At 61.1% G+C, this 21068-nt stretch carries 25 protein-coding genes; 9 read left to right on the forward strand and 16 right to left on the reverse strand.

The genetic code is table 11. From position 1 onward, the window contains the following. Positions 1-19 precede the first annotated feature (19 nt). The 4 genes from AC1DJB_RS10800 to AC1DJB_RS10815 all read right to left on the reverse strand — a co-directional run bounded on the left by AC1DJB_RS10800 (position 20) and on the right by AC1DJB_RS10815 (position 2395). Positions 20-199 carry a hypothetical protein gene (locus AC1DJB_RS10800; RefSeq protein WP_441438245.1) on the reverse strand — a complete coding sequence of 60 codons (180 nt, stop codon included), beginning with the start codon at positions 197-199 and terminating at the stop codon, positions 20-22. Between the two features lie 28 nt (positions 200-227). After that, a complete protein-coding gene (locus AC1DJB_RS10805; RefSeq protein ID WP_441438244.1) occupies positions 228-578 on the reverse strand; it encodes a hypothetical protein in 351 nt (116 codons plus the stop codon). Positions 579-728: 150 nt separating this feature from the next. Further along, a complete protein-coding gene (locus tag AC1DJB_RS10810) occupies positions 729-1703 on the reverse strand; it encodes an aldo/keto reductase (RefSeq protein WP_441438243.1) in 975 nt (324 codons plus the stop codon). A gap of 128 nt (positions 1704-1831) precedes the next feature. Further along, the gene (locus AC1DJB_RS10815; protein WP_441438242.1) at positions 1832-2395 is read right to left on the reverse strand and encodes a hypothetical protein; all 564 of its coding nucleotides are present in this window, start codon (positions 2393-2395) and stop codon (positions 1832-1834) included. 210 nt (positions 2396-2605) lie between these two features. On the opposite strand from AC1DJB_RS10815, the gene AC1DJB_RS10820 reads away from it, so the two are divergent. Further along, entirely contained in the window at positions 2606-3541 is a 936-nt protein-coding gene (locus AC1DJB_RS10820) for a 2-hydroxyacid dehydrogenase (protein WP_441438241.1), read from the forward strand. Between the two features lie 114 nt (positions 3542-3655). Here AC1DJB_RS10820 and AC1DJB_RS10825 read toward each other — a convergent pair whose 3' ends face one another. Then, a complete protein-coding gene (locus tag AC1DJB_RS10825; RefSeq protein ID WP_307054071.1) occupies positions 3656-4351 on the reverse strand; it encodes a DUF6994 family protein in 696 nt (231 codons plus the stop codon). 134 nt (positions 4352-4485) lie between these two features. Here AC1DJB_RS10825 and AC1DJB_RS10830 point away from each other — a divergent pair, with 134 nt between their 5' ends. The 3 genes from AC1DJB_RS10830 (at position 4486) to AC1DJB_RS10840 (ending at position 9156) form a co-directional block, all read left to right on the forward strand. Then, entirely contained in the window at positions 4486-5298 is an 813-nt protein-coding gene (locus AC1DJB_RS10830) for a nuclease-related domain-containing protein (RefSeq protein WP_307054111.1), read from the forward strand. 356 nt (positions 5299-5654) lie between these two features. Beyond that, the gene (locus AC1DJB_RS10835; RefSeq protein ID WP_476910290.1) at positions 5655-8774 is read left to right on the forward strand and encodes a DEAD/DEAH box helicase; all 3120 of its coding nucleotides are present in this window, start codon (positions 5655-5657) and stop codon (positions 8772-8774) included. A 169-nt stretch (positions 8775-8943) separates the two neighbouring features. Then, positions 8944-9156, forward strand: coding sequence for a hypothetical protein (locus AC1DJB_RS10840; RefSeq protein WP_307054073.1), 213 nt, complete (start codon positions 8944-8946; stop codon positions 9154-9156). Positions 9157-10040: 884 nt separating this feature from the next. Here the strand turns inward: AC1DJB_RS10840 and AC1DJB_RS10845 are convergent. After that, entirely contained in the window at positions 10041-10190 is a 150-nt protein-coding gene (locus AC1DJB_RS10845) for a hypothetical protein (protein ID WP_307054074.1), read from the reverse strand. A 98-nt stretch (positions 10191-10288) separates the two neighbouring features. Between AC1DJB_RS10845 and AC1DJB_RS10850 the strand changes: the two genes are divergently transcribed. Continuing rightward, positions 10289-10456, forward strand: coding sequence for a hypothetical protein (locus AC1DJB_RS10850; protein WP_441438240.1), 168 nt, complete (start codon positions 10289-10291; stop codon positions 10454-10456). Between the two features lie 484 nt (positions 10457-10940). Here the strand turns inward: AC1DJB_RS10850 and AC1DJB_RS10855 are convergent, their stop codons facing one another. From AC1DJB_RS10855 to AC1DJB_RS10885, 7 genes are all read right to left on the reverse strand, one after another. Next, entirely contained in the window at positions 10941-12140 is a 1200-nt protein-coding gene (locus AC1DJB_RS10855) for a hypothetical protein (RefSeq protein WP_476910239.1), read from the reverse strand. Between the two features lie 333 nt (positions 12141-12473). Beyond that, the gene (locus AC1DJB_RS10860) at positions 12474-12800 is read right to left on the reverse strand and encodes a hypothetical protein (protein WP_476910240.1); all 327 of its coding nucleotides are present in this window, start codon (positions 12798-12800) and stop codon (positions 12474-12476) included. Positions 12801-12809: 9 nt separating this feature from the next. Next, entirely contained in the window at positions 12810-13529 is a 720-nt protein-coding gene (locus AC1DJB_RS10865) for a GAF domain-containing protein (RefSeq protein WP_441438237.1), read from the reverse strand. Between the two features lie 107 nt (positions 13530-13636). Continuing rightward, entirely contained in the window at positions 13637-14416 is a 780-nt protein-coding gene (locus AC1DJB_RS10870; RefSeq protein ID WP_441438236.1) for a GAF and ANTAR domain-containing protein, read from the reverse strand. Then, positions 14413-14670, reverse strand: a complete 258-nt coding sequence (locus tag AC1DJB_RS10875) for a hypothetical protein (RefSeq protein WP_307054080.1) — start codon at positions 14668-14670, stop codon at positions 14413-14415. The genes AC1DJB_RS10870 and AC1DJB_RS10875 overlap by 4 nt, the downstream gene beginning before the upstream one ends. A gap of 16 nt (positions 14671-14686) precedes the next feature. Then, complete coding sequence (locus tag AC1DJB_RS10880; RefSeq protein WP_059388067.1) at positions 14687-15421, reverse strand: GAF and ANTAR domain-containing protein; 735 nt, start codon at positions 15419-15421, stop codon at positions 14687-14689. A gap of 186 nt (positions 15422-15607) precedes the next feature. Next, positions 15608-16516: a helix-turn-helix transcriptional regulator gene (locus AC1DJB_RS10885; RefSeq protein ID WP_441438235.1), complete on the reverse strand. Its 909-nt coding sequence runs from the start codon at positions 16514-16516 to the stop codon at positions 15608-15610. Between the two features lie 145 nt (positions 16517-16661). Here AC1DJB_RS10885 and AC1DJB_RS10890 point away from each other — a divergent pair, with 145 nt between their 5' ends. Beyond that, entirely contained in the window at positions 16662-17930 is a 1269-nt protein-coding gene (locus AC1DJB_RS10890) for a multidrug effflux MFS transporter (RefSeq protein ID WP_441438234.1), read from the forward strand. A gap of 455 nt (positions 17931-18385) precedes the next feature. Next, on the forward strand, positions 18386-18574 hold the full coding sequence (locus AC1DJB_RS10895) for a YegP family protein (RefSeq protein ID WP_059388065.1): 189 nt from the start codon (positions 18386-18388) through the stop codon (positions 18572-18574). A gap of 25 nt (positions 18575-18599) precedes the next feature. Here AC1DJB_RS10895 and AC1DJB_RS10900 read toward each other — a convergent pair whose 3' ends face one another. Next, positions 18600-18965: a TfoX/Sxy family protein gene (locus AC1DJB_RS10900; protein WP_284991767.1), complete on the reverse strand. Its 366-nt coding sequence runs from the start codon at positions 18963-18965 to the stop codon at positions 18600-18602. A 122-nt stretch (positions 18966-19087) separates the two neighbouring features. Between AC1DJB_RS10900 and AC1DJB_RS10905 the strand changes: the two genes are divergently transcribed. Continuing rightward, the gene (locus AC1DJB_RS10905; RefSeq protein WP_441438233.1) at positions 19088-19837 is read left to right on the forward strand and encodes a GAF and ANTAR domain-containing protein; all 750 of its coding nucleotides are present in this window, start codon (positions 19088-19090) and stop codon (positions 19835-19837) included. Between the two features lie 81 nt (positions 19838-19918). After that, positions 19919-20197 carry a DNA gyrase subunit A gene (locus AC1DJB_RS10910; protein WP_476910241.1) on the forward strand — a complete coding sequence of 93 codons (279 nt, stop codon included), beginning with the start codon at positions 19919-19921 and terminating at the stop codon, positions 20195-20197. Here AC1DJB_RS10910 and AC1DJB_RS10915 read toward each other — a convergent pair. Further along, positions 20169-20666: a MepB family protein gene (locus tag AC1DJB_RS10915; protein WP_332601599.1), complete on the reverse strand. Its 498-nt coding sequence runs from the start codon at positions 20664-20666 to the stop codon at positions 20169-20171. The genes AC1DJB_RS10910 and AC1DJB_RS10915 overlap by 29 nt on opposite strands. A gap of 36 nt (positions 20667-20702) precedes the next feature. Further along, complete coding sequence (locus AC1DJB_RS10920; RefSeq protein WP_332601598.1) at positions 20703-20993, reverse strand: antibiotic biosynthesis monooxygenase family protein; 291 nt, start codon at positions 20991-20993, stop codon at positions 20703-20705. Between the last annotated feature and the right edge of the window lie 75 nt (positions 20994-21068).

Below are 21068 nucleotides of genomic sequence, written 5' to 3' on the forward strand. Positions count from 1 at the left end.
TTGGTTTCTCAGGCGATCTTCATCTTGGTTGGGATCTTGTTCTGCTGACCGTCCAGACAGCGACCCAGAGCAGAACGACGACGATCAACGTCTCGGTCCCGTTGGGAGCAACACCGAACAGTCCCCAGGCAACGTACGGGACGACGAACACAAGTATCCCCGTTGCCACTGCGGCAAATACAACAGCACGAGTAGTCATCTTGCAGACCTCCTAAGGGCCCTCGACGCTAGAGCCGCCGCGTACTGCTTCGATCCCTTGTTTGCCATTCCTCGGATCTGAAGAACTTTTCCAGCTCCGATCCTGCATTCTCCGAGATACGTGCGTCGTCATCGGTCACGTCAAACAGGGGAAGGTAGCCTTTTTGCTCCGCTATCTCATTCGCTATTACGAGTGCCGACTTATCCTCTGTGGACACAGACTCGCCGCTGATCACTCGCTCTGCAATGTGCTCGCACCCGGAAACTTGCATTATGACCATGAGGTCGAAGTTTCTTAGCTCATGCTCATGCCAGATGCTCTGTAGTTGAAGAGGCCCGAAGGTGGTCCTGTCCCCGGCTCTGCTTTCATGGCTTGTCATTGGACCACCGCCATGAACAGAACCGATTTCCTTACGAGGCGCATCTTCATCTCCAGCGGGAAGGTGGGCATTCCAAAACAGGACGAGCGGTTTGTTTAAACTAGGCCACAACGCTCCCGAGGGTCAACCCTTATTCGAAGGCCCTTGGACTTAGGTGTCTATGCTCGCCATGTTGGGGTAGCGGGATCCCGCGGCGGACCCTGCCGGGGCCAGCTGGTCGAGGCGCTTCAGGTCCTCTTCTGAGAGTACGACGGCGGTGGCCCCCAGGTTTTCTGCCAGGCGTTCGCGCTTCTTGGTGCCGGGGATCGGGACGATGTGCTCGCCCTGTGCCAGCAGCCATGCGAGGGCCAGTTGCCCCGGGGTGCATTGCTTTTGGTCAGCGAGTTCCTTCACCCGGTCCACGAGTTCGAGGTTGCGCTTGAAGTTGTCGCCTTGGAACCTAGGGGAGTGCCGGCGGTAGTCGTTCTCGGCGAAGTCCGCCTCGCTGCGCAGTTGGCCCGTCAGGAACCCGCGGCCGAGGGGGCTGTACGGAACGAATCCGATGCCCAGCTCGGCCAACACAGGGAAGACCTTTGTTTCGGGTTCCCGTTCCCAGAGGGAGTACTCAGTCTGCAAAGCGGTGATGGGATGGACTGCGTGGGCGCGGCGGATGGTGTCCGGTGCTGCCTCCGAGAGTCCCAGATGCCGGACCTTTCCGGCCTGGACAAGTTCGGCCATGGCGCCCACGGTGTCTTCGATGGGGACGGTCTTGTCCACACGGTGCTGGTAATAAAGGTCGATGTAGTCGACGCCGAGGCGCTGCAGGCTGGCGTCGCAGGCGGAGCGGACATATTCGGGCCTGCCGTTGACGCGCAGGAAGGATCCGTCCTCGCGGCGTTCGTTTCCGAATTTCGTGGCCACAACGACGTCGTCACGGCGGCCCGCGATGGCCTTGCCGACGAGCTTCTCGTTGGTGAATGGCCCGTACATGTCGGCGGTGTCCAACAGGCTGCCGCCGGCGTCGAGGAAGGCGTTGATGGTGGCGAGGGATTCGCGGTCGTCCCCTTCGCCGTAGAACTCGCTCATGCCCATGCAGCCGAGGCCGAGGGCAGAAACGGTCAATGAACCAAGCGTGCGGTTTTCCATGGGGTTCTCTCCTGTAGGTGGCAGAACGTGCTGGACGGCAGGACGGTGCTCAGAGAGGGGTGCGGGTTGGGCCACTATAGGCACGTCGGTGGAGGAGGGACAACGTTGAGGCAGGCAGGGCGGCCTACCTACTGACTGGCAACCTCGGATTGGCCGAACAGTTCTGCTTCGAGTTGGTCGAGGGCTTCGGGATACCCGGCCACATCGATGGGTCCGTATGTGGTCTGGATTGAGACCACTCGGAATCCCGGGCCGAAGTTGACTTCCGCGAAATCCGACAGCTCCAGGTGCCCGCGGTCCGCCGGGATGCGCCCATTGACGAGGAAAGTAGCTGGATTGACCCATGATCCGTCCCGGGACTCATTTGTCACGAAGTCAACAAGCGGTGCGCGTACGGAAAGCAGGCCCCGCACCCAGCCGTTGGCCAGGCCGCCGGGCAATGGTTCGGGCGAGCGAACCCAGAATTCCGTCCACCCGCGCCGTCGCCATAGCTTGAATCTGAGCCGGTCAATCACGCGGGTTGCCACTGGCGAAACAAGCCAAGCGGCCACCAAAGTGATGAAGAAAATGGGAAGTGAGTTGGGTTTTTCCCAGCCGAGCGACAGCAGGACGATCGAAGCAAAAGCGGCGCTGACTGCACACCCGAGGGCGGTTGTCAGCAGACGCTTCATCCTGGCTTGCTTCCCGGTCATGCCACACTATAGGCCCGGGTCCCACGCGTTGTCCCGGACGTGGCCCCACCGGTGCTGATGTCCGAACGGGCCGCAGGACCGCGGCGGGAAAGTAAATTGGTGTGGGAACACGCGATGCCGTCTGGCTAAATCGACCCGCAACGGGAACAGGAATAGGGAAATGAGCGAAACTGCGCTACGTGCGGCGAACGTCAATCTGCTGGTGGCGCCGTGACGGCCCGGCTGCGGGTGTGCCTGCCCGATCAGAACCTCCTGGACGCCATGGAACCCTCAGCCGACGTCGAGTTCGTGGTGTGGGACCTTACCGGTCCCGCCCCGGCGGCCGGCTTCGACCTGCTGGTGCCGCCTTACATGGGCCGGCCAGACGCGCTCGCGGCGCTGGATGGCGTGACGGTCCGGCTCGTGCAGAGCCAGTCGATAGGGTACGACGGCGTCGCTGACGTCTTGCCGCCGGGTTGCGCTTTCGCAAACGCGGCCGGAGTCCATGAGACGTCGACGGCGGAACTCGCCTTGGGGATGATGATCGCCAGCCAGCGCGGGATTCCTGAATTTGTACGGAACCAAGAATCCGGGACATGGGGCTATGGCCAGCGTCCTAGCCTGGCGGACCGGAAGGTTCTCCTGGTGGGTTACGGGGGCGTGGGCAAGGCCATTGCGGCCAGGCTGTTGGCATGCGAAGCGCTGGTCATGCGGATGGCAAGCCGCGAACGGGACGACGAACACGGGCGCATTTTCGGCATCGATTCGCTGTACGAACAGTTGCCGCTGAACGAGATCGTGGTGGTCAGCGTTCCGCTGTCCGAGCGCACCCGCGGGTTGGTTGATGCTCGGTTCCTCGCGGCCATGCCGGACGGAGCATTGTTGGTGAACGTGGCTCGGGGTCCGGTGGTGGACACGGAAGCCTTGCTGCGGGAGACGTCTTCGGGACGGTTACGTGCTGCTTTGGACGTGACAGACCCGGAACCGCTGCCCGCCGACCATCCCTTGTGGACGGTCCCTGGTGTGCTTATAACGCCCCACGTGGGCGGGGCGAGCTCGGCGATGTTCCCTCGCATGGTCCGCCTGATCAAGAAGCAGATTTCGTTGCTGCTGGCGGGCGAGGCGCCGGTGAACGTGGTGCTGGGTGCGGAATCGGTGGCTGGGTAGTGGGCTGAGAAGGCAACTACGGTTCTGGCTGAGCGAAGTGGCCGCAATGGCAGTCGTTGCCGTGGCTCGTCCTGTAATCGGACCGACCTCGGTCTCTGTGTTCGTGTGAGGCTGCTACCTCGTCGCGTTAAGGATGCGCAGGCGGCGTGCCTCAAATAATTCGAGACTGTCTAGGCGGTAACGCGCGTAGGTTGGCAGGTCAGAGGGCAGCGCCGGCGACACGAAGTTGTCGAAGGGGAGCAAGAAGCGCACTGCACCATTGGCATCTACGAAGTCGCCGAGATGGAAATGATCGATGTATCCGGCGAAGGAGCCGAACAGCGCAAAGAAGCCTTCATGGCGATCTATCGTCGTGGCCAAAGGACTCGTGCCACCCTCGTAAAAGCGCCGGATCGCTTCAAGGGTCAAGTCCCATCGGTCTTGGATCCGGGGATGAGTGCCCCGATTCTGGTTGAGACTGCCCCGCGAGACCGGGAAGATCATGAAGCCGCAGATCGTGTACGAGCGTCGCAGGAACGCATCATTGACCTCGCCTGGAAGCTGCGCGTAGAGGTGGCTCAGTTTCCTCCGATGCCGCGTCGCAATCGTGTCGCTTCCGAGAACTATTCTCGTGTCGTCTGCTTCATACACAAGGTACGGTGAGCGAGCGCGCCCAGCATGAAGCTCGAAAGGCCGCCCGTCAGGGAGCGCCTTGCCCCATAGGAGCTGGTGGTATCGCCGGAGTGTGGGGCTGTGACTGTCGGGGTCCTTACCCGCCGGAGTGTCATCGAAGAAGTTGAAGTCGACGTCAATCTTTCTCAGCTCGCCCATGAACTGAAACTAGCAGGAACCGCCGACGCGGGTGAGGATTGAGCCATGGCAAAACGCATCCACGGCCTAACCGCCGTGATCTATAAGCAGACCGGGTTCTTGCCAGCGATCCAGGGGGCATCCTCGTGAAGCAAATGAGGCTCCGGTACGCCGGAGCTTGTCGGTTGTGCGATGTCTCTCTTCCGGCCGGGACCGAAGCAATCTATGAGAGCGAGACGAAGACCGTCCGCTGCCTGGAATGCGTCCCCGAAGCGAAGTCCCTGGATCTCGAACCACCCGAACCATCTGCTGAGGATTCATCGCCCGCCGCGTCCGGAGTAGCCGGGTCGTCGGCTCGGCGTGAATACGAGCGCCGCAAGGCCAATGATGAGGCGAGGCTCCGCGAGAAATGGGGCCGATTGGGTGGTCTCGCCGTCGCGCTCTCTGGCGAGCGGCAAAGCACCAAAGCCTGGGACCAGGGTGCGATCGGCGAGGAACGACTCGGGGCCCGGCTCGATTCCCTGGTCGCCGACGACATCGCGGTCCTCCATGACCGCCGCATCCCCGGTTCGAAGGCGAACATTGACCATATCGCTATAACCCGCAAAGGGATCTGGGTGATCGATGCCAAGCGCTACAAGGGCCGGCCCGAGCTGAAGATCGAGGGCGGCATCCTTCGGCCACGCGTCGAGAAGCTCCTCGTCGGCCGGCGCGACTGCACGAAACTGGTCGATGGGGTGCTTAAACAGGTCGGGCTCGTACGCGACCTCGCCGGAGATGTGCCGGTCACCGGGGCGCTGTGCTTCGTCGAAGCCGACTGGCCCCTGATAGGGGGCGCGTTCGTCACCGGGGGCATTCACGTTCTCTGGCCGAAACGACTAGCCAAAGTGCTTGCAGAGCAGACAGCCGGCGATGTTGATGTCGCCGCTACATGTGAGTCGGTGGCCTCGCGTTTCAAGTCTGCGTGACGTCCCACCAGTCTCCACAGTTCTTGAGCACACGCATGAATAGTTCATTTGGTCGCCCTCCCGGCGGCACCCGCCGCAGATCCTCAAGCGCCTCTATCGCACTAGTCATAGGCGGGGCTAACAGATAGGAGCGTTACCGCTCGCGTTGGCCATCATCATGTCCAAGAAGATTTCCAGTTCCCTTCCGGCAGCTGTCAGAGCGGTCCGAATCACACCTCTTTCGGAGAGTTCCCCAGAGATGGTCATTGGCCCGTGCTAAATGACACCCCGCGCAATTGGAGTTGTTGGTCTTTGTCGCTTCCACCAAATACCCTGGCGCAGTGAATACATCCAATGGGGGATCGGCAATTGAACAATTGCCCGAAGGTCTATACGAACTGCTCAAGACCGAAAGGCTGATGACAAGCCTCTCAAAGTTTCCTCAGCTACGACCTCATTTTGGATCGGTCGAAGATGAAGAAAGCGCGGAGGTCCTGTCCCGCCACGTCGCCGACGCCGTCCGCAAAAGTCTGGCCGCGGCGGAACCCACCGAACGCGTAGGCCTCGCAAACAAACTCCTTCAGGAACTGCGGGATGCGGACCGCATTGCACCGGGTCCCACCCAGCTCCGCTCCCTCCACCGCCCGGATACTCTAAAGCGCCGTAATTTGCGCCGCCCCACCACGCCGCTATCCGACTCGGCCCTCCTCACAAACAGCAAAGACGATCCGAACCTCGCAGCCGAGCTACGAACCGAGATTGAATCCGCCGATACCGTTGATCTTCTTTGCGCCTTTGTCCGCTGGACCGGTCTCCGGTTGCTCCAGCCCGCACTCGAGCAACTGAAGGAACGCGGTGCCCGCCTAAGAGTCATCACCACCACGTACATGGGTGCCACCGAACGGCGGGCTATCGACGAGCTCGTGACCCGGTACGGGGCCGAGGTGAAGATCAGCTACGAAACCCAGGCCACGCGCCTCCATGCGAAGGCGTGGCTATTCCGCAGGAACTCAGGATTCGACACTGCCTATGTCGGCAGCTCCAACCTCAGCCAAGCGGCCCTCCTCGACGGACTCGAATGGAACGTCCGCCTCAGCTCCATCGGCACGCCAGCACTCCTGAACAAGTTTGAGATCACCTTCGACAGCTACTGGGCACAGCGGGCTTTCCAAAGCTACGACCCGGAGCGTGACGGCGAAAAACTCGACGCCGCACTGGAGCGCAATGGCGGACGACGCACGGCAGCCGCGGACGCACTCACGGGCCTGGAGGTCCAGCCTTTCCTTCACCAGGAGGAGATGCTTGAAGACCTCGAAGCCGAGCGGCTCAAGGGCTTCAACCACAACCTCGTCGTTGCAGCAACGGGCACCGGAAAGACGGTGATCGCCGCACTTGACTACAAAAGATTGCGCGAGGCCGCCGGCCGTGATCTGAAGCTGCTCTTTGTTGCCCATCGCCAGGAAATCCTCAAACAGGCGATGCGCACCTACCGTGACGTTATGCAGGACGGTGCTTTCGGTGAACTCTACGTCGGGGCACATAAACCGGAAGAGTGGAAGCACATCTTCGCATCGGTACAGTCCCTTTCGTCCCTCGGCATCGAACAGCTGAAACCGGACTTCTTCGACGTCGTGGTTATCGACGAATTCCACCACGCCATGGCGCCCACCTACCGCCGGTTACTGGACCACCTCCGGCCGCAGCAGCTTCTCGGACTGACCGCGACCCCGGAACGCGGCGACGGAGTCGACGTCGCGAAACAGTTCTTCGACGGGCGAACCGCCTCGGAGCTGCGACTCTGGGACGCTCTCGACGCGGACCTGCTTGTGCCTTTCCACTATTTTGGGGTCTCCGACGACGTCGACCTGAGCCAACTGGAATGGAAGCGCGGCAATTACGACGCTGGCCAGCTGAACAACCTGTACACCGGCAACGACGCCCGCGCCGCCAAGGTGATCCGCGAACTTCGAGACAAAGTCACCAGCACCGACCAGATGCGGGCCATCGGCTTCTGCGTCTCGGTTCAGCACGCCCACTACATGGCGGAGGTCTTCAACCGCGCCGGGATCGCCTCCGTTGCGGTCGACGGGAGCACCGACGACGCCGGCCGCGCCGCGGCGCTGGAACGGCTCAGCCGGCAGGAGATCAACTGTATCTTCGCTGTCGACCTTTTCAACGAAGGCCTGGACCTGCCGCAGGTGGACACTATCCTGATGCTCCGGCCCACGCAGAGCGCCACAATCTTCCTCCAGCAGTTGGGACGTGGGCTGCGCCGTGCGGAGGGTAAAGCGGTGCTGACCGTCATGGATTTCATCGGCCAGCAACGCCGTGAGTTCCGCTTTGATCTGCGCTACCGGGCGCTCACCGGCTTCGGGCGCAAGGAACTGGAGAAGGCTGTCGAGGATGAGTTCCCGTACCTTCCCTCGGGGTCGCAAATCGTGTTGGACAGGGTGGCTCAGAAGGTAGTGCTGGACAACATCAAGGCGCAGCTGCGGTTTAACCGGGCGCAGCTGGTTCGGGACATCGCATCGTATGGGGAGACCGAGCTGGAGGCCTACCTGGAGCAGTCCGGAAACGATGTGAAGTCGATTTACCGTTCGACAAGGGACTCCTGGACAGGGTACCTCCGCCAGGCGGAGCTGATCGAGGGATTCTCGCCGCTGGAGGCAGTTCTCAGTGGGAGGATCCACGAACTCTCAGATGCCGACGAGAGAAGGCTCCTCGGACGTATGGCAGCGCTCATCCATGTGGACGATCCGGAACGTGCCGAGGCGTACTCGACGCTAGTAAGCCCCGACGCACCCCGCTACGCAGCGCTCGGCATGCGGGAGCAGACTTTCGCCCGTATGCTGTTCTACACGCTCTGGGACGACGGCGGCGGTTTCCCGTCGTACGACGCTGGCTTGGACTACCTTCGCGGCTATCAGTTTGTGTGCAGCGAGATCCGCCAAATCGTGAAGCTCGGGGTTTTGGCGTCCAAACATGCCGCTAAGGGCCTCGGAGCAGGGCTGCAGCACGTTCCGCTGCTCTCGCACGCGACCTACCGACGGGAGGAAATTCTGGCGGCGTTGCAGTACGGGTCATTGGAATTCGGAAAGAATGTGCAGCATCGGGAGGGGGTGGCCTGGTGCCCGGCAACGTCCACCGATGCCTTCTTTGTCACCCTCAATAAGGACGACAAGAAGCACTCAGCGACGACGATGTATAAGGACTACGCGATCAGCCCGGAGCTGTTCCACTGGGAGTCGCAGAACGCGACCTCGCCCGGAAGCCCGACGGGCAGACGGTATTTGGACAGGGCCGTGCACGGGTCAAAGATCCTTATTTTCACGCGGGATACTTCAGAGGACGAGACGGGGCTGACCGTTCCGTACACATGTCTGGGCCAGGTGGACTACGTCCAACACGCAGGCGAGAAGCCGATGGCGATCACTTGGAAGCTGCACCGGCCGATGCCGGCGGATGTGTTTGCGACGGCGGCTGCGGCCGCGCAATAGCGAAACGGACTCAGGAATATCGGTCATTTTGCGATATGGATGGAAATCCGGGCGTCAGCGACAGACCCAACATTTTCAGTTATCTGGATTGCAGTTAGACATCTCCGGAGGATCAAGACAGCCTCATGGAAATGGTCCAGTGCTGGGTCCCTATAACAGTCTTCGATTGTTGACTGGCGATGAAAATCACTCGGTTTCCGCAGTCGGACGAAGCCTCGTCCAGCACCCGAAGATATTCACGCAGCGTCCGGCCTCGACCGTGACGTCGGATTCGCTGCTCCCTTCCCGCAGCATCGAGTCGGTCGACAAAGAGATTTCAGTTGTAGAGTTTCCGCTTGACCTTTCGCAGAAGCCGAACGACTTGTTGGCCGGGGTTAAATGATGGCAAGGACCAAGAACAGGAAGATGATGCTGAACATCACCAAGCTGGCTAGAGTCGGCTCGGGTGACCAACCAGAGGTCGCACAGTAAAGCAACCATTGCGCTGTCCACATGCCGCCCACCGAAGCGACGTAAAGATAAAGTCGTCCCCACACGGTTTTTGGGGTCGGGAATTTAGGTCTGGCGGACATTGTCCGGCTCCCGTCGTATCTGGAACGTGCAATTGGACTTGTTCACTTAGCTGCAATTTGATCCTGGATTGTTGATACAACCTCTTCGGGATGGGCGGTCGAGACAATCCATTGGCGGTTGTTCGTGTCCAAAGCGATCGCAGGCCCTCCCATCGGCAACCCCCGTGTGTCCCTGCCCATGACCCGGAAGCCATATCCATAAGCGCGGGATGTCTCTGAGGCTGTGGCTACCTTGGGAGCGACCTGCCAGCCGGGCCTCCGAAATCACCATGTTTCGCCCAATTTCTCGCCCTAATTCGACCGGGCCCACTACGAGCTTTTGGACGGTCGCATGAGCCCACGGTGCCGAACTTGGGAATAGACAATCCGGAGACCTGAGCCTACAAACGGCAACACAAGGATCCCGACGGCAATCGCTTACTTGACTGGGGGCGGGAATCCACTTTGATGCCATAAGCGATGCAAGCGCGACGACTACCAACACGAAATAGACGATGCCCAAAACGGGCGTAGCCCAGGCGTCGCTGACGTCGGGGTTATCCGGATCAGTTGGGTTCACCACGACCGACAGGTTCATGTATACCGCCTTTTTCAGAAGTTACTGCTATTGATCTCGCGAGCATTTGATCAGGCTTGGAACCACCAGTTCCGACGAGCGGGACAGGCTTCGGACCAAACCTCTCGTTCCCGGTGGTCATTTTGCTTGCTTCCTGTAGACAAACCATGTCGCAAGACTCGCCCCGGAAGCCGCCAGGGAGAGCACCCACGTCGGCTGATTGCCGACGAATGAAATGATGGCAACGATCAAGAGCATTGCGGCCGCGGAGAGAGTTAGAAGTTTCATCAACAGCAAAATAAGCCCCGCCGAGGGCGTCTCCGTGTGCCATGTACCGAATCTCAGTGTGATTTCACCAAAAATCAGTGTGAAAAGAGCCAATCTCAGTGTTCGCAGGCGACCGTCTCCGTGTAGCCGAGTCCGCCGTCGCATCGACCAGGCCGAAGCGCTCGGGTGTCCAGGAATTCGTCGGCAAGGAACCTGCGGCGTGGTTGGAGGCCGAAGACTTCGACCCGAATATGGTCAGGGTCCCACCGCTGGCACCGGCTCCCTGAAACGAATTATCGTAGACGCAATAGACTTTGGGAATTTGGGGCATTCTGAAATCGCCAGGGACGGGGGAACGTTGAACAGACCAGTAAGCAGGGGATTATTCTTTGGGGCTGGGTTCGGATGCGCCTATGCGCTAGTGGTTCTTCTCTTGGGCGGGCCCGGCGGCCCGGGATTGGCGATACTCTCGGGCCTCGGCGGCGCGATGGTAGGTGCCGTCTTGGGTTGCATCATTGCCGTATTGATCTTTTGGGCGTGTCGCCTGATCGTGATTCGACGTGATCTTGAAAAGGCCACCGCCGCCGTAATTACCGGGGCTTCAACGTTGCTGATCCTCATGGCCTTGGCTTCGACATCAGATTCAAAGTGGCCGTGGTGGACGAATCTTGTTTCGGCCGGTGCGGCAGCTCTTGTTGGCGGACTGGCGTGGCCGCGCACGAAAACTGTCGTTGGGGAGTCTCGCTAGACTCCCCAACGACAGATCCTTAGTTAGAAGGGTGGGTAGAGAGCAGGCCAGTTGCAGGCTGAGGCATTCGTCCTCCAAAGCCCCATGCACATGTTGCTTGCAAATTGGTACCACTGCCCACGTGCGGCGTACTGGTTCCCGGCATTCAGTACTCCGCGGTCAATGACGATGGCCGCGTTGACGTTCAAAGCCCTCTCGCCGTTTGGCTTGGGTATCGAGGCGAAATTGATGATCGATCCCTCGCCGTCGAAGTGCCCTGCCAGTGCCGTGAATTGGAAATAGAAGTTTCCGGCATAACCAATTTGCACTGGCGCCGGAACCTGAATCGCCCCGGCAACGAGGATTTTCAGATCCAAGACCTGCCCTACGTAGGGGTACGTTGACGTTGCCCCGTTGATCGGGAAGTAGCAGTTGAAGCAGGTTCGAAGGAGATTGAACGGCTCCACGTGATTGCCGTAGCCCAGTGAGAACTCGTAGTTGTAGGTCCACGAAGGGGCCGCCATCACGAGCGGATACGCAGTCGCACTGGTGGGCCGTACCTTCTGCGTGATCGTGGCTGCGCTAATTTCCAATGTTGTGGGGACTGCGTTGCCCGCAGAGTCCTTGGCGCTGCCCTGCTTCGCCGAACCCAAATAGTTGCCTTGAGCCGAGTAGAAGTTCTTGGAACCAGGGATTCCGTCCGAGACAGTAAACCCGGGCGGAAGGTCGTAGTCAAAGGCCGCCGTCCGATCCGCCTTGGGACTGCCGAGGGCAACAAACACATCGGCACCACTCGGCGTGGAACGCACATACAACCTTCTGTCGACACCAGAAGTTGAATACACCGCAGTGTTCCCGGATACCTTGGCTTTCCCATGGGCAAACGATGCAGTGATCTTCCTGTCCGGCTTCTTCTGATCATTCCCCGACGAAACGAGAATCTCGGCCGTGCCCGAAGCTGAGAGTTCGACTTTGCTGGGAACGTGAGCCTTTTGACCAGTATCGGTTGGTCGCCCAGGTGCAACAACGCCAGCGTCATCTGTAGGGTCAACCAAGTTCGACGTGACCTGCATTCTCGTCGATGTCTTGGCCAGGATCTGGTTAGCATCTTCCAGCGTGGGTGGCGCTGCAAATGCCGAGGTGGGCTGGGCGACAAACAACCCAAGCGCGATAATTCCGGCTGCGACTGCTCGACTGGCTTTTGTCTTTCCTCGCAGAACGCAGCCAATTTGGTGCCAATTCATAATCCCCCCAAGGGTTACGTTGACATTGTTTGGTTAGGAGGGTTTGCCAGCTCTTGAGCTGCTGACGGCCCCATCCTGAGAGAAAGATAAACCCGCGAAAGCCCGTCTCCGTGTGGAATCGGTCCAATCTCCGTGCGTTTTGGGCGAATCTCCGTGTGAAAATTGCAAAATTCAGTGTGGAAGAGCCGACCTCTACGTGTTTTGGGCTAAGGGTGTCTACGTGTTGGCACCGCCCCGTCGTGCTCGGCGACCGAACCACATGCGAAGTGAACGCAACCGCCCAGGTGCCGCCCGCCGTCGTACGCCTCAACCCCGAGCGACGCAACCCGCCGCCTACTCCTCAGACTCCGGCAGCTCCTGCGTCCCGGACCCAGGTTCTTTCCTCGGCGACCCGCCATCGGGGCTGCCGAGCTCGTCGGAGTAGGGTGCGCGACCGTGGGGGAATGTGTCGATGAGTTCGTTGGCGGCCATGGCCAGGAGGTCGCGTTGTAGGACGGGCAGGGAGAGGAGGCCTTGGAGATAGGCTTCCACCTCGTACTCGCCAACTTCGCCGCCCAGGCTGAAGTACTTGAGCCAGAGTTCGCCAACGTTGATTTGTGCTGACTTCATGGCAGCGGCCAGCATGCGCTGCTGTTGTGGTTCGTGCTGATCGAAGCCCACGGGCCGGCCTTAGTCCAGGGCCGCCGGAATCCCGGCGACGAGATCGGCACTCATCTGGCCCAGCGTGCTGTTCTGCAGCCGGGCCCGGCTCATCAGTTCGGCAAGGGCCATGTCAACGGTCAAAGAGTGGCGCTGCATCAGTATGCCGCAGGCGCGGTTGACGAGGTCTCGACTGTGGAGGGACTCCGCCAGGGCTTCGGTGATGCGGTGTGGCGCTTCGCTGGCCTGGATATTCGCCAGCAGCGTCGCTGCCGGGGCGGCGAATAGTTCCAGCAGTCGGGCCTCGTCCTCGCCGAAAGCGCCGGCACGGTCCGAGTAGATCTTCAAGGCGCCGATGCATTCTTGCTCGGCGATCAAAGGGGTGCTGACCACCGCATGGATGGGCATGCCCTTCACGGCGTCGGTCCAGTCCGGCCACCGCGGATCAGTTTCGACGTCCCGGACGATCACCGTTTCCTCCATCGCCCAAGCCGTCAGGCACGGCCCCTGGCCCAATTCATATTGAAGGGCGTCCGCGCGGGTGACCACCTCGTCCGTCGATGCACTGCTGGTCAGCCTGCCCCTCGAATCCAGGATGGAGACCCCCGCGCCGCTCGCTCCGGACACAGAGTCCTTGATGGCACGGGCAAGCAACCGCACGGCGCGTTCCACTTTCTCTTCCGTCAGCAGCAGGCCCTGGATTCGCGCGATAACGGTCGACAGTTCATCCAGCGGTAGTTTCCGCGCCATAGTCCTCATTCATCTAGGTCGAGCCGCAGCGTTCCTGTGAAAGAGAATTCAACACGGCAGTTGGTGCGCTGTTCCTAGCTTAGTCCGCACCATTCCCAGCGCTTTGGCTATTCGTCGAAGTAAGCTTCTGGATCCGTCTCGCCCGAAACGGAGGCAATGACATGGGCGGCAATGTCCCGGAGTTTGACGTTCCGGCTGTTCGACGCCCTGGTCAAAACGTTGAAGGCGGTATCGCGGCCGCATCGGTTCTGCGCCATGACAATCCCGACGGCGGTATCGATCGTCGAGCGGGACTGCATGGCTGCAGTGAGATCGTCCTTGGCGTTACGCAACTGGGAGATCTTCAAAGCCAGGCGAAGGGACGTTGCTGCACCCTCGGCGAATTCCTCCGCGGCCGTAATGTCCGGTCCTGTAAACCCGTGCGGGGTGGTCGAATAGAGGTTCATGACGGCCTCGGTTTCACCGTCCAGATCAAGCGGCACTGCCAGGATGGCTCCAACGCCGTTCCGCCAAACAGCCTCCATGTAGTCGCTCCAACGGCTTTCGTGGCGGCTATCGACGACAAGAACCACCGAATTGTGCCGAAGCGCCGTGAGGCACGGCCCGTCGCCGAACTCAATCTGCAGTTCATCGAGAGCGCCCACTCTTTCATCGCTGCTGCCCGTGGTGACGCCCTTTTTCCTTGTCACAACGGTGACGCCGCACGAGACGGCGTTGGAGGCAGTTGTCAGCGCGGCCGCTGCAAGTGTCGCTAGCTCAGCAAGGAATTCGTCCAGGTCGACGCTCTCCAAAACAAGATCCTGGAGGGTCACGCCAAGATCCTGGTTCGGGTGGGCAGCCAAGCCGGCCGACGCAGTGCGGGTGGGCCCCCGCTCCGCAATATTCATGTGTCCGCCATCCTTTCCGAATCCAGTTCCCGCATCGCCTCTGTGTCCAGTTCCCGCATTGCCAAGGTCAGAAGGTTCATTTGCGATGGGGGGAGCTCGCCGAGCTCATGAAGGTACGCGTCCACAGCCATTTCATCCACATCGCCCCCAATCCCGTAAAAGTAGGCCCACACCCCGGCCAAGGCCGTGCGGCCGTCACGGTACCATTCGGCGGCGCTTCTCCGTTGCGCGGATGCCCACTCAGGATGACGCATTCCCGACCCCTCACGATTATTCATGGGACGCACCAGTGGAAGTCCAATCCTGGGGGACTGATCCGTTCAGGATATCGGTGGCGATCTCATGAAGACGCCGGTTGTTGTTCCGAGCAGCAAGCTGAAGGAGCTCCATGGCGCGGTCCCGCCCACAACGGTTCTGGAGCATGATCAAGGACAGCGCCGCGTCCACCACGGCCCGTGATTGCAGGGCCGAGCGCAAATGTTCAGGGTACGGCTCCGGGACGTGAAGCCTCAGCGCCAACCTCAGCGTCTTCGAAATTGTCTCCGCATGCTCCAATACGCGGGCGACGATGGCCGGGTTGAAAGTGCCGGGTGCGTAGGCGTAGCAATTCAAAGCTGCGCGTGAGGAAGAGTCCGTCTGGATAGGCACTGCGAGGACAGAGCGAATACCTTCGCCATCCACCTGGTGGGCGTACTGTGCCCAACGGTCGTCGGCCTGCAGGTCGTCAATCAGCACGCGATGTTGGTGACGCAAGGCCGTAAGGCAAGGGCCGTCGTCGAACGCGTATTGCTTCTCGTCCAAGCGCTGCGCCGCAGCGGTACTGCTCGCCACCGTCGAAGGGCCGGCATCCCGTTCGACGGTAATGGCGCACAAGAGAGGTTCCCTGCCGTCCAACAACGACGCTGAGATGGTAGCCAAACCTAGGAGAAATTCGGTGAAGCCCGGGCTTTCAAGCAGTAGATCCTGCAATTGTTCCGTGGTGGGTACTGCGTTGTTGTTGGCCATGCGGCCTCGATTCCAAGGGGCGCCCGGGATCTTCGACCCAGGCCTGCAGCCGTGGCCGCTCGCGCGTCGCACAGCCCTGATATTCAATCCCCGGATCCGAACGACCATCCCGAAATCTCCTAATTCGACACTACGCCCTCGTGGGAACTTAAGACACGAGAGCCCGTGGGCGCGGGCGGAGAAGGCTCAGACCTCACCTTTGATGGTGCTGGTTTTAAGGTCCAGCGAGGGCTTGGGGGACTGGGCGATGTTTTCGGTGGCCGCCCAGGAGGCGAGGAGTTTGAGGGCTTCTTCCGAGGGGCTGCCGGGAATGGCAGGGTAAACAGTGAGCGTGTGGCCCGGGTCGTCTTCGAGTTCCATGGCCTGGTAGGTCAGTTCCAGGAGCCCGACCACGGGGTGGTTGAAGAACTTGGTGCCTGAATAGTGGCGGCGGACGTTGTGTGCTGCCCAGCGGGTGCGGAATTCGTCGCTGCGCATGGAGAGTTCGCCGACGAGTGCTGCAATGTCCTTGTCATGGGGGTTGCGGCCCGCGTCGCGGCGCAGTATCGCGACGTTGACGTTCGCTGCACGGTCCCAGTCGGGATAGAAGTTGTGGGCGCGGGGGTCCAGGAAGATGAAGCGCGAGTGGTTCGCGGGGCGTGCCGGGCCACGATACATCTCGGAGTAGAGGGCATAGCCGAGGGCGTTGGCAGCAACGATGTCCATGCGGTTGTTGCCGATAAAGGCCGGGGCGCCGGTGATGGCGTCGAGCAGATACTGCATCACGGGCCGCACGGCCGACGCCGGTGGGCTCGCGGGTTTCCGCGCAGCGGGACCGGCCGCACGTGCCAGGTCGTAGAGGTGGTCGTGTTCGGCGCGGTCAAGCTCCAGAGCCCGAGCGATTGAGTCGAGGACGCTGTCCGAGACCCCGGTGAGGTTTCCACGCTCGAGGCGGGTGTAGTAGTCGATGCTGACCCCGGCGAGACGGGCGACTTCTTCCCTTCGGAGACCCGCCACTCGGCGCCGGCCGCCGATGGGCTCGATGCCCGCCTGCTCGGGGGTGATGCGTCCTCGGCGGGAGACCAGAAACTCTCGTACCTCGGCTCGGTTATCCATATGGAAACGGTACGACGTAACCACGAACGGTTGGGAGGTTCTGCCATGACCCGTTTCGGCAGGGCCCTCGCTACGCCTGCGCATCGAGGGTTTCATGGAAATCGAAGGTCAAGCATTCGATGAAATGGAGCACCAGCGTATGCCCGTGAGCACGACGCCGACAACCACACGGGCTGCGACGGCAGGGACCGTCCCGGCAGCACTAGTCGCCACTGTCATCTTCTTGACTGCAGTCGCACCCCTCGCCACCGACATGTACGTCCCGGCGTTCCCACGCGTGTCAGAAGAGTTCGGCACCTCGGCGTCATCCGTGCAGCTGACCCTGACGACGTTCTTTGCCGGGATGGGACTCGGGCAACTGGTCGGGGGTCCGTTCAGCGACCAACGCGGCCGGCGCATGCCGCTTGTGGCGGGCACGATACTCATGACCATCGCGACGGTTGGCTGCGCCCTGGCCCCGAGCATCGGATTCATGATGGTTGCCCGGTTCCTGCAGGGCTTTGGCGGGGGATGGGCAATGGTGATCGGCCGCGCCGTCATCGTAGACTTGGCCCACGGCCCGCAGCTGGTCCGGGTGCTCAACGTCGTGATGGGGATTGGGGGCGTGGCACCGATCATCAGCCCTCTGCTGGGCGCGGTGATCCTGCAGCTGACCGGGTGGCGGATGACCTTCTGGACGCTGGCGGCCCTTGGTGTCCTGATGACCCTTTGTGCGCTGTTCGTCGTGCCGGAATCCCTGCCGCCCGGGAAACGTCACGCGGGCGGACTGCGTGAATTCGGGCACGCGGCGCGCACTGTCCTGGCGAACCGCCGGTTCGTTGGATACGTCCTGGTGGCATCTTCGGCATTCATCGCCTTGTTCGCCTACGTCGCCACGTCCGCGTTCATCCTGCAGAACATGAACGGACTCTCCCCGGTGGCGTACTCCATCGTCTTCGCCGCGAACGCCGGCGGGATGACCATCGCCGCCCTCGTCTCGGCGCGGCTGGCAGGCCGGGTACCCACCCGACGAGTCATCCTCGTAGGACAGGCCATCGCGCTCGCCGCCGGCATCGTCATGCTTGCCGGGGCCCTCTGGTGGGGCACTCCTTTGCTCGTGGCAATGGGCAGCTTCTTAGCGCTCATGGTGGCCCAGGGGCTGATCAATACCAACGGCGGTGCCCTTGCCTCGGCCGAAGTACCCGCGCACCCGGGCACGAGTTCCGCCGTCCTTGGCCTGGTGCAATGGACCACAGCCGGCATCATCGCGCCGATCGCAGGGTTGGGCGGCACGGACACAGCCGTCCCGATGGCGGCCATCATGATCGTCGGGGCCATGCTGTCCCTCTTCGGCCTCCTCATGGTGGCCCGGCCCAGCACGCCCGCGGGGCGTTCACCAGCCCCACGCGATTCGAAGCAAGCCGAAATTGGTTGATATGACCTGGGTCACTTATGCTGGTAGAGGTCAAGCAGCTGGCTTTCTCGATTTAGTACGAGGAGGTCAGCCATGGCACCTATTCAACCCAGTCACCCCCATGTTCGCGCTGCACGGCGTCGGGGATCCTGGACCCCAGACACCTCCGATGAATCTTGGCGGAACCACCTACCCAGGCACAGTGCGCTTCAACAACTATTTCGGCAATGGCCATCCGTGCCCTCGCGCGAATTGGAACGCATCCGCCTCGTTCTTCTTCACTGCGACGAAATAGCGCACACGGCGGCAACCCACAGGCTCTCCGAACCAGCGCAGGCGTTGCTTGACCTCGTGACGGGCGAACTGGAGCGGCGACGCGAATCGGGACATCATCAACCGCTTAACAGCAGCCCGGCTTCCCGGCATCCCGGACTGCCCAAGCTTGCTCCTGTACGCCGTCGGGGAGAACTTCTCTGATGGCGGGACACTTTGAAGTGTTCACTGACAACGGGGGCAGCTGCAGGGTCAGGCTGGTTGACGAGTTCGGGAAAGAGCTTGCGGTCTCGTCACCATTCCGGGACACGGCCGCCGCAGTCCGGGGGATCTATACCTTCCGTGAGATTGCGGCAAGCGGACTGATCGAAGACCACACGTCCCGGTTCTGAGCTTTGTGCGCCGCCTCCGCGGCAGCTACTTCTTCGCCGAACGCGGCTTCGCGGCTTTCGGCGGGAGAGTCGCAACGTAAGCGAAGGCCTTTTCGACCCACTCCGCCGTTTGCTCATCGTCGCCGGCCAAGGCTTCGGGGAGCCCGACGTAGCCGCCCATGGCGCGGCCTTCCGGGCCGAACGGGAGCGTTTGGTGGCTTGCCTCCAGTGCCTCGCGGTCGGCGTCGGAAAGCTTGACGCCGATCATCGGGCCGAACAGTCCGGCGAACATGTTGCCGTTCACGAAAGCGCCCAGATTCCCGAACATCGGCTTGACCACGACGTCAGGGTTCTCCGGCACCACCGCGCGGAAGCGGTCTTTGTCGGCGTCGGACGGTTTGGGGATCTGCATGTGCGTACTCCACGGTAGGGGATCGAAAGCCTAGGACTGCATGCAGCATACGACGGCGGGATGCGGGCTTCCAGCGTCGGCGCACCGTTCTCCTTGGCAAACGATGAAAGTAGGATGGGCGAATGTCGAGTTCACCGGAAAACGAAGCAGCAGACCTGCTTCAAGGCATTCTGGACCTTCAGTCTGTTCTGGTCGGCGCAGGGAATGCATCTGATTTCCTGAGCGGGCTCACTAAGCTCGCCGCTGCGTCGATTTCCGAAGCTTCCGGCGACGAGATTGAATGCGCCATCACTGTCAAAGTCAGACGCCGGCCCCTCACTGCAGCGGGCAGCTCCCCACGCGCCGTGCAGATTGACCGGTTTGAGCAGGCTATCGGTGACGGCCCCTGCATCGCGGCACTCCGCGAGATGTCTCCCGTGATCATCGACGACGGTTCGACAGATCTCCGCTGGCCGGCGGTCACCAAGAAATTCGCCGAGATCGGCGTTCATAGCTCGTTGGGGATTCCCATGGAAATCAGCGAGGACGCTAGTGCGGCGCTGAACTTTTTCGCATCCAAGCCCGGCGCGTTCACCCCCGATGTCTTCAACAAGGCCGTGGGCTTCGCCGCTGCTGCCCGCAACATCCTCCACCTGTCGGTGCGCATCGACTCGGCCCACCACCGGGCAGAGGACCTGGAATCAGCAATGCAAAGCAGGACGGCCATCGACCTGGCCTGCGGTGTCATCATGGCGCAAAACCGATGCTCGCAGGCAGAAGCGATGGAAATCCTCACCAAGGTCTCCAGCAACCGCAACCGCAAACTACGGGACATCGCCACCGAACTGATCGAACAAGTCTCGGGGAGCGGGATCGAAACCCACTTCGAGTAGGGGCACGCGCACGCTTTGGGCGCCGCGGTAGGCGGGATAGCACCGGCAGTTTGACGCAACCATTCGTGCAAGAATCGCGGCATGGATGAGGATGAGGATGAGCGGCGGACAAGGGAACAATTGATGCTCCACGAGGCCCTGGTGAAGGCGATGGATCGGCGGGGCGAGGTCTTCGAGGTGGTTGAGGATTCAGAGAACGTGGACGAATCAATCCAGCGGGTGGGTCAGCTGTTGGGCCTGGGAGAACTGGGCAGTCGGGTAGTCCTCGACATGCAAGTCAGAAGATTCACCCGAGACCAGCGCCAGGCCATCGCTTCCTATGCAGAAGAACTCAGATCAAGGCTGCCCAACGGGCGCTGAAGTGGTCGCGTGCGGTTGTCGGAGTAATCTCGGCGAACGCAGGCCCTTGCGCGCGCTGCGTGCGTGACGCTTGAGGATTCAGGTCGTTGCACCATGCGGGATAGACGCGGAAACCGCGTTTGCCGGGATGAACGTCGGAACTGACGTATCCGAGCGAGACCAGGTGGGCTTTGGTGAATTGGAAGACCCCGAACCGTTCTTGCTCCTCTACGAAGACGAGCAGTCCGGACATCGACTCGTCAGCCGTGAAGGGCCTGGTCGATCCGCCTTCGCCGCGCTTCCAGACCGCGACGAAGGCACCGGGTTTCGTCGGTGTGATCCGGGCGGTGCGGATTCGCCATAGCTCATTCCTGATGCGGGCAACACCGGATTCGTAGTCGCTGTTCTGTTCTTCAACCTCGATGACAGGCTGTGCAGCGGCAAGAGCAGGCGCAAGATCGAAGAAACGCTTGAACGCGTGGAAATTCACTCTCAAACTGTATCCACATGCCGGGTGAGGGGCTGGCTACCGCACCGTCGTGAAGTGCTCAACCACCGGGAATGGATCGTAGAAATGGTGCAACAGCTCCTTCCACCGCTCATAGTCGGCGGACCCACGGAAGCCGTCGGAATGGGCTTCGACCGAATCCCACTCAACGAGTAGAAGGTACAGGTTTGGGGACTCGATCGAGCGTGAAATCGAAAGACTGCGGAAGCCCTGCTGCCGGCTGATCAGAGGTCGCGCCATCCGGAATGCCTCTTCAAAATCGGACTCGCTGCCGGGACGGACGGGGAGGATTGCGTGCTCCAGAATCATTCCCTCAGCTTCTCACGGTGGTCCAGATGAGGGCCGGCTAACGGTCACCGGGTGACAAAATAGCGTTGGGAAAAG

Source organism: Arthrobacter sp. 01T428, from assembly GCF_056398685.1.

Coding starts and splice junctions, on each gene's coding strand:
- AC1DJB_RS10800 (WP_441438245.1), bottom strand. CDS start 199: ATGACTACTCGTGCTGTTGTATTTGCCGCAGTGGCAACGGGGATACTT.
- AC1DJB_RS10805 (WP_441438244.1), bottom strand. CDS start 578: ATGACAAGCCATGAAAGCAGAGCCGGGGACAGGACCACCTTCGGGCCT.
- AC1DJB_RS10810 (WP_441438243.1), bottom strand. CDS start 1,703: ATGGAAAACCGCACGCTTGGTTCATTGACCGTTTCTGCCCTCGGCCTC.
- AC1DJB_RS10815 (WP_441438242.1), bottom strand. CDS start 2,395: ATGACCGGGAAGCAAGCCAGGATGAAGCGTCTGCTGACAACCGCCCTC.
- AC1DJB_RS10825 (WP_307054071.1), bottom strand. CDS start 4,351: ATGGGCGAGCTGAGAAAGATTGACGTCGACTTCAACTTCTTCGATGAC.
- AC1DJB_RS10830 (WP_307054111.1), top strand. CDS start 4,486: ATGAGGCTCCGGTACGCCGGAGCTTGTCGGTTGTGCGATGTCTCTCTT.
- AC1DJB_RS10845 (WP_307054074.1), bottom strand. CDS start 10,190: ATGAAACTTCTAACTCTCTCCGCGGCCGCAATGCTCTTGATCGTTGCC.
- AC1DJB_RS10855 (WP_476910239.1), bottom strand. CDS start 12,140: ATGAATTGGCACCAAATTGGCTGCGTTCTGCGAGGAAAGACAAAAGCC.
- AC1DJB_RS10865 (WP_441438237.1), bottom strand. CDS start 13,529: ATGGCGCGGAAACTACCGCTGGATGAACTGTCGACCGTTATCGCGCGA.
- AC1DJB_RS10870 (WP_441438236.1), bottom strand. CDS start 14,416: ATGAATATTGCGGAGCGGGGGCCCACCCGCACTGCGTCGGCCGGCTTG.
- AC1DJB_RS10875 (WP_307054080.1), bottom strand. CDS start 14,670: ATGCGTCATCCTGAGTGGGCATCCGCGCAACGGAGAAGCGCCGCCGAA.
- AC1DJB_RS10880 (WP_059388067.1), bottom strand. CDS start 15,421: ATGGCCAACAACAACGCAGTACCCACCACGGAACAATTGCAGGATCTA.
- AC1DJB_RS10885 (WP_441438235.1), bottom strand. CDS start 16,516: ATGGATAACCGAGCCGAGGTACGAGAGTTTCTGGTCTCCCGCCGAGGA.
- AC1DJB_RS10895 (WP_059388065.1), top strand. CDS start 18,386: ATGGCGGGACACTTTGAAGTGTTCACTGACAACGGGGGCAGCTGCAGG.
- AC1DJB_RS10900 (WP_284991767.1), bottom strand. CDS start 18,965: ATGCAGATCCCCAAACCGTCCGACGCCGACAAAGACCGCTTCCGCGCG.
- AC1DJB_RS10905 (WP_441438233.1), top strand. CDS start 19,088: ATGTCGAGTTCACCGGAAAACGAAGCAGCAGACCTGCTTCAAGGCATT.
- AC1DJB_RS10910 (WP_476910241.1), top strand. CDS start 19,919: ATGGATGAGGATGAGGATGAGCGGCGGACAAGGGAACAATTGATGCTC.
- AC1DJB_RS10920 (WP_332601598.1), bottom strand. CDS start 20,993: ATGATTCTGGAGCACGCAATCCTCCCCGTCCGTCCCGGCAGCGAGTCC.